At 55.7% G+C, this 14,151-nt stretch carries 17 protein-coding genes and 1 tRNA gene; 4 read left to right on the top strand and 14 right to left on the bottom strand.

Annotated features, from left to right (window positions below):
* Positions 1-145: 145 nt before the first annotated feature.
* From EYC82_RS14220 to EYC82_RS14205, 4 genes are all read left to right on the top strand, one after another.
* The gene (locus EYC82_RS14220) at positions 146-1,534 is read left to right on the top strand and encodes a S1 family peptidase (RefSeq protein ID WP_279250202.1); all 1,389 of its coding nucleotides are present in this window, start codon (positions 146-148) and stop codon (positions 1,532-1,534) included.
* Positions 1,522-2,472 carry an FHA domain-containing protein gene (locus EYC82_RS14215; protein ID WP_279250201.1) on the top strand — a complete coding sequence of 317 codons (951 nt, stop codon included), beginning with the start codon at positions 1,522-1,524 and terminating at the stop codon, positions 2,470-2,472. Before EYC82_RS14220 ends, EYC82_RS14215 begins: the two co-directional genes overlap by 13 nt.
* A 194-nt stretch (positions 2,473-2,666) precedes the next feature.
* Positions 2,667-3,089: a VOC family protein gene (locus tag EYC82_RS14210; RefSeq protein WP_279250200.1), complete on the top strand. Its 423-nt coding sequence runs from the start codon at positions 2,667-2,669 to the stop codon at positions 3,087-3,089.
* Between the two features lie 143 nt (positions 3,090-3,232).
* A complete protein-coding gene (locus EYC82_RS14205) occupies positions 3,233-3,979 on the top strand; it encodes an HAD family hydrolase (protein WP_279250199.1) in 747 nt (248 codons plus the stop codon).
* A gap of 182 nt (positions 3,980-4,161) precedes the next feature.
* Here the strand turns inward: EYC82_RS14205 and EYC82_RS14200 are convergent, their stop codons facing one another.
* The 14 genes from EYC82_RS14200 to ruvC form a co-directional block, all read right to left on the bottom strand.
* Complete coding sequence (locus tag EYC82_RS14200; RefSeq protein ID WP_279250198.1) at positions 4,162-5,019, bottom strand: PA4780 family RIO1-like protein kinase; 858 nt, start codon at positions 5,017-5,019, stop codon at positions 4,162-4,164.
* A 151-nt stretch (positions 5,020-5,170) separates the two neighbouring features.
* Positions 5,171-5,246: transfer RNA gene (locus EYC82_RS14195), tRNA-Lys, on the bottom strand.
* A gap of 77 nt (positions 5,247-5,323) precedes the next feature.
* Entirely contained in the window at positions 5,324-6,001 is a 678-nt protein-coding gene (gene queC, locus EYC82_RS14190; RefSeq protein ID WP_279250197.1) for a 7-cyano-7-deazaguanine synthase QueC, read from the bottom strand.
* Between the two features lie 4 nt (positions 6,002-6,005).
* Positions 6,006-6,695 carry a 7-carboxy-7-deazaguanine synthase QueE gene (queE, locus tag EYC82_RS14185; protein ID WP_279250196.1) on the bottom strand — a complete coding sequence of 230 codons (690 nt, stop codon included), beginning with the start codon at positions 6,693-6,695 and terminating at the stop codon, positions 6,006-6,008.
* Between the two features lie 10 nt (positions 6,696-6,705).
* Positions 6,706-7,629, bottom strand: a complete 924-nt coding sequence (ybgF, locus tag EYC82_RS14180; RefSeq protein WP_279250195.1) for a tol-pal system protein YbgF — start codon at positions 7,627-7,629, stop codon at positions 6,706-6,708.
* 3 nt (positions 7,630-7,632) lie between these two features.
* Positions 7,633-8,181, bottom strand: coding sequence for a peptidoglycan-associated lipoprotein Pal (gene pal / locus EYC82_RS14175; RefSeq protein WP_479722999.1), 549 nt, complete (start codon positions 8,179-8,181; stop codon positions 7,633-7,635).
* Between the two features lie 50 nt (positions 8,182-8,231).
* Positions 8,232-9,524 carry a Tol-Pal system beta propeller repeat protein TolB gene (gene tolB / locus EYC82_RS14170; protein ID WP_279250194.1) on the bottom strand — a complete coding sequence of 431 codons (1,293 nt, stop codon included), beginning with the start codon at positions 9,522-9,524 and terminating at the stop codon, positions 8,232-8,234.
* Positions 9,524-10,255 carry a cell envelope integrity protein TolA gene (gene tolA / locus EYC82_RS14165; protein ID WP_279250193.1) on the bottom strand — a complete coding sequence of 244 codons (732 nt, stop codon included), beginning with the start codon at positions 10,253-10,255 and terminating at the stop codon, positions 9,524-9,526. The genes tolB and tolA overlap by 1 nt, the downstream gene beginning before the upstream one ends.
* Complete coding sequence (tolR, locus tag EYC82_RS14160; protein ID WP_279250192.1) at positions 10,252-10,641, bottom strand: protein TolR; 390 nt, start codon at positions 10,639-10,641, stop codon at positions 10,252-10,254. The genes tolA and tolR overlap by 4 nt, the downstream gene beginning before the upstream one ends.
* A 35-nt stretch (positions 10,642-10,676) precedes the next feature.
* A complete protein-coding gene (gene tolQ, locus EYC82_RS14155) occupies positions 10,677-11,387 on the bottom strand; it encodes a protein TolQ (RefSeq protein ID WP_279250191.1) in 711 nt (236 codons plus the stop codon).
* Between the two features lie 26 nt (positions 11,388-11,413).
* A complete protein-coding gene (ybgC, locus tag EYC82_RS14150) occupies positions 11,414-11,833 on the bottom strand; it encodes a tol-pal system-associated acyl-CoA thioesterase (RefSeq protein ID WP_279250190.1) in 420 nt (139 codons plus the stop codon).
* Positions 11,826-12,881: a Holliday junction branch migration DNA helicase RuvB gene (gene ruvB / locus EYC82_RS14145; RefSeq protein ID WP_279250189.1), complete on the bottom strand. Its 1,056-nt coding sequence runs from the start codon at positions 12,879-12,881 to the stop codon at positions 11,826-11,828. Before ruvB ends, ybgC begins: the two co-directional genes overlap by 8 nt.
* Positions 12,882-12,891: 10 nt before the next feature.
* Entirely contained in the window at positions 12,892-13,497 is a 606-nt protein-coding gene (gene ruvA / locus EYC82_RS14140) for a Holliday junction branch migration protein RuvA (protein WP_279250188.1), read from the bottom strand.
* Between the two features lie 14 nt (positions 13,498-13,511).
* A complete protein-coding gene (ruvC, locus tag EYC82_RS14135; RefSeq protein WP_279250187.1) occupies positions 13,512-14,030 on the bottom strand; it encodes a crossover junction endodeoxyribonuclease RuvC in 519 nt (172 codons plus the stop codon).
* Positions 14,031-14,151: the final 121 nt, after the last annotated feature.

Below are 14,151 nucleotides of genomic sequence, written 5' to 3'. Positions count from 1 at the left end.
ATTTATCCTCCTACCCCCGTTTTCGGCGCGGGCGCATAGGGCTGCTTGTTAATGAGGCCAGACGGACAATAGTCTATAATCCTCAGCTGACCACTTTATATATCAGGTTGTTTACTATGGGCATAGATACGGTGGCACGCCTCTGATGAAGCGACAGGCGCTCACATCAGCTGCACCGATGGCATTTTTTCTAGAGAATTATGCCGCAGCCAATGGGCGCTCTAATCAATGGGCCAACCCGATAGTGCGTGTCATTGCGATGCCTGCTCACCTACTCCGCGCACTGTTCTGCGGCCTTGCCATCATGCTCGCCCTCGGCTGTCCCACCGTCGCAGCAGAGGATGCTTCTGCAAAGGAGATCTACGAGGCTACCCAAAACCTCGTATTTCAGATCAGGGTCATAGACGTGGCCTCCGGCGACAAATACAGCATTGGCTCTGGATTTCTGGTTAGCGACGACGGTTACCTCGCTACCAATTTCCATGTAGTCGCATCTTTTGTCTATGAACCACACAAATACCGCTTGGAGTACGAGCTGCAGGACGGTAGTACGGATGCTCTCAGCTTGCTTGCAACCGACGTGGTTAACGACCTAGCGCTTCTGGTCACTGGAAAATCTTCGCCGGAATTTCTACCGCTGGCGACGACAAGTATCTCCAAGGGAGACCGCATCTATTCGATGGGAAACCCACGCGACCTCGGAATGACGATCATCGAAGGTACATACAATGGACTGGTGGAAGAATCGCGTCTCCAAAAAATACTTTTCTCGGGTTCTTTGAATCCTGGTATGAGTGGCGGTCCAGCGCTTGATGCAAAGGGTGAGGTTGTTGGCATCAACGTATCTAAGGCAGGTGAGCAAATCAGCTTCCTCGTCCCTGCAAGCCATCTGGCCAAACTGATAAAAGACAATGCCTCTATATTGGTTACACGTGATCACAGAAGTGAGATAACTGCGGCGCTATTAGCAGAGCAGGAGCAGTTTTACCGCGCCCTTCTAGACAGCACTCCAACACCAAAACCCATGGGCAGCATACAGGTACCCGGCAAGCTGCTGGAATCGCTTAACTGCTGGGGTCACACGGTCGATGAAGAGTACAATCACTTCCAGGCCGTTCATCAGCACTGCAAATCTGAAGATCAGATCTATGTGAGCGACAGCTTGTATGTCGGAGATTTCTATTATGACTATGAGCTGATCAGCACTGAGGAACTCAATCGTTTCCAGTTCTACCATCTACTGGAGAGCTTTTTTGATCACGGTGCATTCTCTAATATCAATGACAAGGATCTTGTCACGGATATCCAATGCTACAGCGATGTGGTCCGGGTAAACCAGGCCAACTGGAAAATCTCAACCTGTCTGCGGGGATACCGAGAACACGAGGGCCTCTATGACGCCTCAATGGCCATGGTATCTGTTGATTTTAATGATATTGCGGCCGTTATCAAAATGGGGGCAACGGGCGTTAGTGCGGAGAACGCCCTGGCCGTGTTTAAACATATTGCCGGAGCGGTATCATGGACTCGCTAGTCGTACAGACCGGCGGCAGAAGCGGACGCATGGCGGAACTTGCCCGCAGCAAAGAAGGACGGCTAAGTGTTGGTCGCGGGTATGGCAATGATCTCGTGCTGACCGACCCACACGTGGCGCCTGAGCAGCTTGTGTTCTGCCAGGAAGGCGAGCAGTGGTTGATGCAGGTGCTGGATTACGCCAACCCGGTATTACTGAACAACACGCGTGTGCGCGAGGACCAGATCGCTGTCTCCTCCGGCGATAAAGTGACAGTAGGGCGCACTCGGCTCTCGCTCTATTCTGACGCGCATTCCGTAGAACCCACCCGCAAGCTGGTTCTGTCCAACTGGCTTGCAATGGAGGGCACGAGTTTTATTTTACCGGTTATTGTCCTGTTGGGATTTTGCGCTCTGGATCTTGTGCTGAGTTATTTCGAGGGATCCACCCGGCTGGAGTGGGAGGAATACGCCTACGGCGTGTTGTTTTCTGGCGTAGTCATTGTGGGATGGGCGGGCATATGGGCTATAACGGGAAGCATCGTAAGGCAGCAGCAGCATTTCGGACTGCAGTTGATCGTTGCCTCTATGATTTCCCTGTCGGCGACTTTACTATCGTTTATTGCCGCTTATCTGGCTTATCCATTCCACAGCACGACAGTCACGGAGATATTCGAATGGGGTTTTCTTTTCGTTATTCTGGTTGTCTTGTTTCAACTCAATCTGCTTATAGCCACCAATATACGCAACACGCTGGCAGTCGCCTTCGCCTTGACCGCTTTAGTGAGCGGCGTGGCATTTGCTTTTCTCTACTTCGGCGAGGAAGAGGACGCATTTTACCTGCCACTGCCATCCAGCGCGCTGGTGCCTCCCGCCTTTCAATTATCCAGAGAAAGTGAACTGGACGATTACTTCTCCAAAGTCGCGCGCGAGAGTATCGATCTGGATGAGCAGAATTAGCGGGGTTTCAGGGCATGTCTCTACTGCAAACAACGACTGGTCAGTATCACTACTTTCACATGCGCGCTGCTCCTCTCGTAAAACGGACGTTTGGCTGAATAAAACATCGTTCGCCAGCGGATGAAGCAACGCCCGCAGGCACCGCATGATGTACACTGGTGCTTGAAATCCTGAACTGATTTAAAGGCTCCGCGATGGCCCCTGCCTTTACCCACCTTGCCCTGCATGTAAGCGATATTGAAGCGTGTATCGCTTTCTACACTGACTATGCCGGTATGCATATAACCCACGACCGAACCAGCGATGGCAAACGTATCGTGTGGCTTGCAGAGCCCGGCAAGGAGAAAGAGTTTATCGTCGTGCTCATTCCAGGCGGCCCTGGCCGCAATCAGCTTGATACAGACTTCTCGCATCTGGGTTTTGCCGTTGCTAGCGCAGAGGCGGTAGATGCTATTGCGACTAAGGCAGCATCGGCTGGCATCCTTGAGTGGCCGCCACGGCAAGAGCCCTACCCCGTTGGCTACTACTGCGGGATTAAAGACCCTGATGGCAACTTCGTCGAGTTTAGTTACGGACAACCCCTCGGCCCGGGAGCATCAATAGGGCGAGATTCTTAATAAAGGGCGGGCGATTGCAAAAAAACGTACTGCCTCGAATCACTGCATACGTCACTTGGCATATGTGATGATCATTTTTCATTATCGATCCGCAGCGTGGTTAAAAAGCCGCGCTTATTTTTTGACTCTACTCGGTTAAGTGCATGTTGAGAGCGTTATTACTGGATATGGACAACACCTTGTGCGACACGCACAGGGCTGTCGATGCCGCAAAAATACAGTTTGCGCGGCATGTCTGCCAGCGTTTTTCAGAAGAGACGTCGCTGAACGGGGACGCATTCGCTTCCGCTTTTGTCACAGGAATTTACAGGGAGTGGAGTGACTCGCAGCGCAGTGCCTACCTTCCCATTATCGAACGACAGGGTGAGGAAGCCTTCCGTAAAAAGCTCATTCAAGACTTACTGGCAGAGCAGCATATCAATACCGTCACCGATACGCTGGCAAATGATTTACTCGAGGTATTTGAAAGCGAGCGCATAGACGCGTTCGATTTTTATCCTGGAATCGCGGATTTCTTGGATCGCATAAGAGACAAACTCACCCTTGTAGTTATCACCAACGGACCCGAGTTTTCGCAGTTACCCAAGATTGCCGCGGTAAACCTTGAACACTATGTAGATCATATTATCGTTGGGGGGCAGGAAAGTGAGCAAAAGCCCGCCCGTTCAATATTTGAAAAGGCCCTGCAGCTGGCCAACTGTCAGGCAGAGGAAGCCATTCACATTGGCGACAGCTTCAGTGCAGACATTGTTGGAGCGTCAAACAGCAATATCAAAACGATCTGGGTCAGGCATGAGCAGAAGCCCGATCCCGTATCCACTATTCGTGCCTGCTACACCGTGGATCACCCGCGCGAAATACCGGCGCTGGTGGAAAAGATTGTCGGGTAGCGCCGGTGTGCAATGCCTCCTGTTTTTTCCGGATTATTCCTCAGTGAGGAATGTATGAATCCTCGTTCAAATTTCACTACTTTGGTCCACATACCGTGGATCGGGCGCTGCGATGGAGACCGCGTAGCACCGGGCCCCACGGCTCTGCAAACGTCGAATTGCCCAAGCAGGTTCCTCGAGCCCTAATCCAGTGAATCAGCCGCTTTCAATCGTTCCTGTCGGCTTTCTTCCTCCGCCAGAACCGCACGGATTTCATCCAGCACCGCGTCGGTGTTGGCGATATGCGTATCGAGCTCGAAGTTGCCCGTCAGCTGGCGATCCGGATAGAGGTCTCCATCCTCAAATAGAGACCAGATTTCTTGAGCGTAGTGGGATTCGAGAAGATCCGGCGCGAACATTCCGTAATAGTCGGTCATGTTTTTTACATCTCGCTCCAACATCGACTGAGCATTGTTGTTGGCGGCAGCATCAACTGCCTGAGGCAGATCGATAATGACGGGGCCCTCCTCATTCACCAACACATTAAACTCGGAAAGGTCGCCGTGTATAAGCCCGGTGCACAGCATGAGCATGACATACTGCATGACCAGTGCGTGATCCTCTCTGGCCTGCTCCGCCGACATGGTGACGTCGTTCAGCCGAGGGGCTATCTCACCCTGCTCATCAGTAATTAGCTCCATTAGCAGGACCCCGTCGAAGCAGCCATAGGGCTGAGGCACTCTCACTCCGGCATGCGCCAGTTTGTAAAGTGCATCGACCTCGGCATTCTGCCAGGTTTCTTCTTGTTGTTTGCGGCCAAACTTCGAGCCCTTTTCAATTGCCCGGGCGCGGCGGCTGTTACGAACCTTCCTTCCTTCGGTATATTGAGCGGCTTTTTTGAAGCTACGTTTGAGCGAATCTTTGTAGATTTTGGCGCATCGAATGTCGGAACCGCAGCGCACAACAAATACGTCGGCTTCCTTGCCGCTCATGAGCGGACGGATGACCTCGTCTATGAGTCCGTCGTGGAGCAGGGGTTGCAGTCGTTTGGGGGCTTTCACTCGTTATAATTCCCGGATATCTATTTTAGCTGTCCGAATTCTGTCCATCGACCTCTGCTAGAAATCAGATACATCGATAAATAATTCGGCAAAATCAAGCCACTTACTAGCTCTTTCGAAACTTTTAAGTTACTGATTTTCTTGGGGAATTTGGTGGGCCGTGATGGGCTCGAACCATCGACCAATTGGTTAAAAGCCAACTGCTCTACCAACTGAGCTAACGGCCCCGAAAGAGCACGGTATAGTACGGAAAAAAGCGTAAAACTCAAGCGCTTTTTTAAGCAAAATCATTGCTCTGACGACCTTACCGGTACCGGGTCAGATCAGGGACACCCGCACTTTCAAAGCCCTGCCGGCGCAGGCGGCAACTGTCGCAGCGCCCGCAGGCGAGGCCATCGTCTGTCACCTGATAGCAGGAAACGGTCAGGGAATAATCCACCCCCAATTCCTGCCCGGCGCGAATAATTGCACCTTTGTTCATAGCCATGAGGGGGGCATGTATGTTGATCTTGCGTCCCTCGACACCCGCCTTCGTTGCCAGGTTAGCCATGGCTTCAAACGCCGATACAAAAGCAGGGCGGCAGTCCGGATAGCCAGAATAATCCACCGCATTGACTCCAATAAAAATATCCTGCGCCTCCAGCACCTCGGCCCACCCCAGCGCAATCGCGAGGAACACCGTATTGCGAGCAGGCACATACGTCACCGGGATACCGGTGGTCTCCTCCTCGGGCACGGCAATCGATACATCAGTCAGAGCAGACCCGCCAATGCTGTCCAGGTTGAGGCGCACCACCTTGTGCTCCACGTCACCCAGAGCGGAGGAGACCCGCTCCGCTGCCACTAGTTCGCCGCGGTGGCGCTGGCCGTAATCAAAACTAAGGGCATAACAGGCATACCCCTGATCTCGAGCCATAGCCAGCACCGTGGTGGAGTCCAGCCCCCCGGAGACCAATACGACGGCTTTTTTCGCGTTACTCATTGTCTCAGCGCCCCTGCTCCTCACCCCACAGCAGCTTGTGTAATTGCAGCTGCATACGGACAGGTAAATTATCGGCCAGAATCCATTCGGCCAACTGTCGCCCCTCTAGCTGGCCAAAGCTGGGGGAAAATAGAATATCCGCAACCCGACCACGCAGACCGTGCTCATCAACCTTGAAGCGCGACCATTCGTAGTCTGCCCTGTCACAAATCACGAATTTAACCTGATCTGCTTCGCGCAGCCGGGCAATATTGGCATAGTCGTTACGTTGCATCTCCCCGGAAGCCGGTGTTTTTAGGTCCAACACTGTCACTACACGGGGGTCCACGCCCTCGAGGCTCATGGCGCCTCCCGTCTCGAGGGATACGTCGTAGCCTGCATCACACAGTGTATGCAGCAGCGTCAGGCAATTGGACTGAGCCAGAGGCTCGCCACCTGTCACCGTTACATAGCGTGGTTCGAAGCCGGCTACCTGCTGGACGACATCGGACACATCCAGCAGCTGGCCCCCGCTGAAAGCATATTCCGTATCGCAGTAGACACAGCGCAAAGGGCATCCTGTCAGGCGCACAAACACCGTGGGCAGGCCCACCGTGCGGGCTTCGCCCTGCAGAGAGTAAAAGATTTCCGTAATGCGCAGCGCGCTGTCACCCTCGATTGAAGGAGCGCCTTCCTGATCGGATCGTGAGCTCATGACCTGGAGGTCAGTAATTCTGGTCGATGAAATCGCTGGCCAGTTTGACCACTGCCGTGTTGGAACCACCGTACAAGTTGATCACCTGGTCAAGATATTCCCTGGCCTTCTCCCGGTTACCCTTGAGAAACTGCACTTTTCCCAACTTGTAAAGTGCATCGGCCGCCTTCGGATTATCTGGATACTGACTTAACAACAGGACAAAGGACTGTCTCGCGGACTCCAGGTCAGGCGGGTCGAGCACAAGGTATAGCTCTCCCAGCCAGTAGTGGGCATTGGCTGCATACTGTCCGTCAGGGTAGCGCTGTAAAAACTGCTTGAAAGCAGGAATCGCCTGTTCAAACTGGCGACCCTGCACCAGTGCATAGGCAGCGCGGTAGGCCTCAGCCTCCCCTGCCTGGGGGGCGCTACCACTGCTGGGGGCCGCAATCGGCGAAACAGGTGCCGTAGCCGCGACACTGTCATTAGCCGCAGGGGCAGCACCAGCCATACGCTTGTCGAGATCTATATAGCGCTGCAGGCTCTGCTCCTTGAGCGTGGTGAGTTCATGTGACTGCTCCTCAACCTTGCCGTTCAGGCGCATCACTTCTTGCTGCAGTTGCTGCACTTGCAGAAACAGATTGCCCAACTCGGAGCCTCCCATCCCGGCGGCCGGCTGACTAACATTGGTTGCCGTGGGCGCGGCTGTCGGGGCAGCAGGAGCGGTATTTACACCGTAACTCGTCGCGGGATAGGTCTGCGCGGGTTGCGCTCCATAAGGGTCAGTCCGCGTGGCTGAGGGTCTTTCTTGGGAAACCGCTGCACGCCCGGAGGCCGTTGCCGCCGCGCGTTCCGCTTCGAGATCAACGTATTGCGCAGACACTGGCACACTGAGCATGGACGCCAGTATCCACACCCCGCACTCGGCATACGATCTAGGGGCCTGTTGTCGCATGGCTTACTGTTTCACCAGTTCCACACGGCGATTTTGTGTCCAATTGCTATCGCCAGCACCATAAGCTACCGGGCGCTCTTCGCCATAGCTCACTGTTTCAATCCGCAAACTGGAGATGCCATTGGCGACCACGTAATCGCGCACGGCATTGGCGCGACGTTCACCCAGCGCGAGATTGTACTCGCGCGTGCCGCGCTCGTCCGTGTGGCCCTCGAGGCGCACAGCGGCCGTGTTGCGATGCAACAGCGCGATATGGGCGTTCAGCGCATCCAGGGCCTCAGGAGTGAGGGTAGCGCTGTCATATTCGAAATAGAAAACCGTGCCGTGACTGGCGGCCTCTTCCTCCAGAATCACCAGCTCCTCTGCACTGGCCGCTTCCCTTGCATTCGCCGCCTCCAATTCCAGCCTGGCTACCTCTGCAGCTTCCTGCTCTGCCTTGAGGCGCGCTTCTTCCTCGGCATCGTTTGTGTCGTTACTGGAACAGGCAACCAACAGCGTTGCACAAAACAACATAGCAACGGTTTTGCGGGCAGTAGGTAGATGCTTCATCATCCTCGGTCCTATCTCATATTGGGTTTGATTCTGCGATTGACGTGACGCCGTCACCGATACAGGTAGGGAGACCAGGCCGGTTCACGCACATCGCCCTGCCGTGCCGGCAAACTGAACTTGGCCGCGCCATCAACTGCCACAGCCGCCAGTATCCCGCGCCCCGCCTGCTTCGTCGCGTACAATACCATAGAGCCATTGGGCGCGATACTGGGGCTTTCATCCAGATCGGTCTGGGTCAGTATCTGCACGCGGTTTGTTACCAGATCTTGCAAGGCGATATGAAAACGGCCCTCCTGCCGGTGCACCATCACCATGCTGCGACCATCCTGGGATATTCGGGGTCGGGCGTTGTAACTGCCCTCAAACGTGACACGGTCGGTGGCACCGGAGCGCAAGTCATACCGATAAATCTGCGGCTTTCCGCCACGGTCCGAGGTAAACAGGATCGCGTTCCCATCCGGCATCCAGGTCGGCTCGGTATCGATCGCATAGTGACGGGTCAACTGCTTGAGTTGACCGCTCGCCAGATCCATCAAGTAAATATCGGGGTTACCGCCCTTGGACAATACCATCGCCATGGATCGGCCATCAGGAGACCAGGCCGGAGAACTATTAAGCCCCTTGAAGTTAGTCAGCTGCTGACGCTTTCCCGTTGCCAGCTCCTGCCGGTAGATGGCCGGCCGGCCACTCTCGAACGAGACGTAGGCAATATCGCGAGCATCCGGCGACCATGTTGGCGTCAGCAGGGGCTCCCCGGACTTCAGCAGTACCACAGGGCTCGCCCCGTCAGAATCGGACAGGGTGAGACGCGAGAGTCCGCCACTGTCCTGACGGTCCACCGTTATATATAAAAGCTTCGTGGCAAAAGCCCCCGGCACCCCCGTCAGCTTCTCATAGACCGCATCGGCAACACGGTGGGCCACCATCCGCACCTCACTGGCCGGGCCGGATTGACTACCGGTCAATATGCGGGCCTGGCGCAGGACATCATATAACTCATAATCCACTCGCACCGGGTTGGCGCCGGAGGCGCGTCCGATCAAAAGATACTCCGCATTGATCGCGCGCCAGTCCCGATAAAAAACATCCGCTTCCGCTGTGGGTCGGCCCAGCATATCAACGCGTGCAACCGGTGCAAATTGACCACTGCGCGCCAGATCGCCGTCCACAATCCCGGCAATGTCTGCAGGGGGCGCACCACTCCCCTGCCAAGCAAAAGGCACTACAGCAATCGACGCCGGGTCATCCGAGCCCTGGGTAATCTCTATAGTTAGCTCGGCACGGACAGTGATTGCCATCAGGCTGATGGCAACCGTAAACAGGAAGATATGCAGCCGTTTCATTAGTATCGTAAGTCCTCTGGTTTGAATAACAGGCGAAAGCGCCTGAATGTTCTCTCAAATTCTGCGCTTGGTAGCGTCTGCAATTCGGGGAACGCGCCGGCTTTTTCCACCGCATTTACCGCCGACCGGTCAAACGCGCTGTTGCCACTGCTGCGCACGATTGTAACGCTGACCACCTCCCCGGTGGGAATCAATTGGATCGCAAGCTCCGCCTCCATGCCATTGCGTGCACTGGGGGGACGGCTCCAGTAGTTGATCACCGTTTGCTGGATAAGGGCAACAAAAGTGGCAGACATTTCCCCCGTCGCACTCGCCTGCTCGGCGGCAGCGGTCGCGGCCAACTCCTCTCGGGCGATGCGTGCCAGTTCTTCGCGGGTAATACGCGGTGCTGGCTGGGGCTCGGGGACTGCTATGGTTACCGGTTTTGGCTTGGGCTTGGCTGTTTCAACTGGCTTTTTCACAACCGGTTTGGGTGTCGGTTTCGGTTGTGGCTTTTTTATTACCGGCTTTGGCTTTGGCTTTGGCTTTGGCTTTGGCTTGAATTCACTAGCATCCACGAGGCGAGCGTTGATGACTGTCGGCGCTGGCTTGGCCTTCACTACCTCGCGATCCTGCGCGCCCCAGTTCAACGTAAGGGACAGCAGCAGTAAACCATGGATCAGCAGGGTCGCCAGCGCGGGACGCACTATGATGCGGGGCATAACAGGCCTGGCGTATACGGATGAGCTCACTGCGGGTCTTCTGTCACCAGGCCAACGGAGGGCGCACCGGCTTCCTGCAGTGCCACCATAATCGCTACAACGTCACCGTAGGGTACCGTACGATCTCCCCAAACCAATACGGGCTTTTCCGGGCTGCGTCGCATAACCGCGGAGACCCGATCCTTGATCGTGGGCAGGGACAGCACCTGCTTCTCCTGGCCCAGATTGAGATAAAGCTTTCCCGCAGCATCTACCGAGACAATCACAGGTTCGCTGTCCTGGTTCTCTACGGGCTCAGCACTGGCCTCGGGCAAATCTACCTTTACCCCTTGCATCAGCATGGGCGCGGTCACCATAAAAATAATCAGCAATACCAACATTACGTCAATGTAGGGAACGACATTAATTTCCGACATGGGTTTGCGTTTCTTGCGCTGGCCCGCCACTGGCCTCAGGACTCCTGTCGTTCGCGATTGCGCAGAGCATAAGCCTGACGCGACAGAATGCCCGAGAATTCATCGGTAAACGTATCGTAGCGATTGCTGAATACTTCCACCCGGGCAGCGAAGCGGTTGTACGCCAGCACCGCGGGTATGGCTGCAAACAGGCCCATAGCCGTGGCGATGAGGGCCTCCGAAATGCCCGGTGCGACGGTCGCCAGGGTGGCCTGGGTAGAATTGGCCAACCCACGAAATGAATGCATAATGCCCCAGACTGTTCCGAACAATCCGATATAAGGGCTAGTGGAGCCCACCGACGCCATGAATGCCAGATGTCGCTCGAGGCGCTCCTCTTCGCGCATCACCGCGACACGCATCGCTCGGCGGGAACCTTCGATAACGGCCTCAGAATCCATTTCCGGCTGCTGAGCCAGTCGGGAAAACTCCTTGAACCCGGCGCGAAAGATGCTTTCCATGCCCAGTATCGCCTGGCCGTCCGATGCCCGCTCATTGCCCTCACGGTAAAGCTGTGACAGATCGATACCCGACCAGAAACGCTCCTCAAAACGATACATCTCGTCATGAGCGTCGCGAAAATACAGGAAACGGTTGACGATCATGTACCAGGATATGATGGAGGCCAGCAATAAAATAGCCATCACCATCTGCACGGTGAAGCTGGCGTTCCACACCAGATCCAGCAGACTAAGTTGTTCTTCCAAGGCCCCTCTCCGAATCAGTTATTCTGTTAATCAACCGCGCGCAAGCGCGCCAACATCTCAGCAGGCAGACGCCGCGGTTTTCTCTGGCCACGATCAACACAGGCGATGGTTATCTCACCCTCTGCCAGCACTTCTTCGCTACGGCGCACGCTCTGGTGAAATACGATACGGGCTCCGCGCAAACTTACGATGCGGGCCGATGCCTCCAACTCATCATCTAACTGCGCCGCCAGGCAATAATTTACTGCCACACTCTGCACCACGAACATCAAATCTTGATTAAATATGTGCGTCTTGCCGTACCCATGACCACGCATGAATTCCGTCCGCGCGCGCTCCATGAACTTCAGGTAGTTGACGTAATATACAATTCCTCCGGCATCTGTATCCTCAATATAGACACGCAGGCGATGCAAAAATTCCGGGGAGGTCGCCGTTTTAGTCACCTTTTTTGAGGCCCAGTGACGGACTATCGCCCTCTCCCGCGGCGCCGGGTGCCGGCAAACCAAAGTGCAGGTAAGCGCTGCGGGTCGCCATTCGCCCCCGTGGCGTCCGCAGAACAAAGCCCTGTTGGATCAGGTAGGGCTCCAACACATCCTCAATCGTGCCGCGCTCTTCAGATATTGCCGCGGCAAGACTGTCAACGCCCACAGGGCCACCATCAAACTTCTCGAGTAGGGCCAGCAATAGTCGACGATCCAGGTGATCGAAGCCAAGCTGATCCACACTCAGCATATCCAGTGCGCGATCGGCAATCTCTGCAGTAATCGCGCCATCGCCCTTGACCTCGGCGTAATCCCGGACCCGCCGCAGCAGACGGTTTGCAATACGCGGAGTTCCCCTTGCACGGCGGGCAATCTCCGCCGCGCCCTCCGGGTCAATGCGGATCTCCAGGATATCCGCAGAACGCTGCACAATAAGGCCCAGATCCGCCACCTCGTAGAATTCCAGCCGCTGCACGATGCCGAAGCGGTCGCGCAAGGGTGAGGTTAACAATCCCGCCCGAGTCGTTGCGCCGACCAGTGTAAACGGCGGCAAATCCAGCTTTATGGAGCGAGCTGCCGGCCCCTCACCAATCATGATATCCAGTTGGTAATCCTCCATGGCGGGGTAGAGGATTTCTTCCACGAAGGGGCTCAGTCGATGAATTTCATCAATAAAGAGAACATCACCGGGCTCCAGATTAGTCATGAGCGCGGCAATATCTCCGGCTTTCTCCAGTACCGGGCCGGAGGTGGTTTTCAGTGAAACGCCCATTTCCTGAGCCACGATACTGGCCAGCGTTGTTTTACCCAGCCCCGGCGGGCCAAATATCAGGGTATGATCCAGCGGCTCTCCACGCCCTTTCGCCGCCTGCAGAAAAATTTCCATCTGTTCTTTCACTGCGGGCTGGCCCACATATTCTTTCAACGTGCGCGGCCGTATGGCCCGATCTACCACATCCTCCCGGGTGTCGCTGGCTTCTGGCGCGATCAGTCGATCCGTTTCAATCATGGCATGGGTCTCACGCTTTCACCGCCGCCTTCAGGGCGCGGCGGATCAATTCTTCGCTGTCAGCAATATCGTCATCGTTGACAGCCTCCACCATGCGGCCGGCCTCCTGCGGTTTATAGCCGAGCGCAATCAGGGCGCTCTCCGCGTCCCCGGCAACGTTGACCGGCACGACCGCGGCATCGGCGTCACTCAGGGCACCCCCTCCGGCAAACCAGTCCTTGAGCTTATCGCGCATTTCCACCAACAGGCGTTGCGCGGTTTTCTTGCCAACGCCGGGCAGGGCGGTGAGGGAGGAAAGGTCATCGCGCTCTACGCAATAGGCAAAGCGCTTTGCATCCATACCCGAGAGGATAGTCAGGGCCAGCTTGGGCCCTACACCGTTGACCTTGATTAACTGTCGGAACAGGCTGCGGTCACCCTCCTCAACGAACCCATAGAGCGCCTGGGCATCCTCGCGCACCACGAAGTGTGTGACCAGCGAGACCTCGGAACCAAGCTCCGGCAGTTGGAAAAGCGTGGTCATGGGTACCTGCAGTTCATAGCCCACGCCCGCGACATCCACCAGAATGAGCGGCGCCTGTTTGTGTACGAGAACTCCCCTGATGCTTCCTATCATCGACCGCGACCTCGTCAGCGCATGCGGCGGCGACGCACTGAGCGCCCACCTGCCAAGTTCAAAACGCCATGTTGTGTATGGGCGTGACACAGGGCGGCCGCCAAGGCGTCGGCGGCGTCTTCCTGGGGCGCTGCAGGCAGTCTAAGCAAGACTTTCACCATATGCTGAACCTGGGCTTTGTCCGCCGCACCGGTGCCGACCACGGACTGTTTAATCTGGCGTGCCGAATACTCCGATACAGGCATGTCCTTTACGACACACGCGGCAATGGCCACGCCTCTTGCGTGACCCAGCTTGAGTGCTGATCCGGCACTTTTAGCCATGAATACCTGTTCTACGGCGACTTCCTCGGGGCTGTGCAACTCGACCAGTTCCGTAACGCTGTCAAAAATCACCCGCAGCCGCTCGGGCAGCTCGCCCTGAGGCAGCCGAATCACACCGCTGGTGATGTATTCGCTGCGCCCCGAATGGAAGTTAATGATGCCGAAGCCGGTCTTGCGTGAACCGGGATCAATACCCAGGATCAGTGACATGCCATCGTCCGTTGCCTGCCTGCTATGTTGTACAAATATACAGCGCGACGCCTTTCCAAGGAAGCCAATTTTGCAGGGACGCCAGGCCTGTCAGACGCAGGAGAATCTGAGTATTGCTAAG

The sequence above is a fragment of the Candidatus Marimicrobium litorale genome (assembly GCF_026262645.1).
Taxonomy (GTDB): Bacteria; Pseudomonadota; Gammaproteobacteria; order Pseudomonadales; family Halieaceae; genus Marimicrobium; species Marimicrobium litorale.
This window is presented reverse-complemented; position numbering and strand designations above follow the sequence as displayed.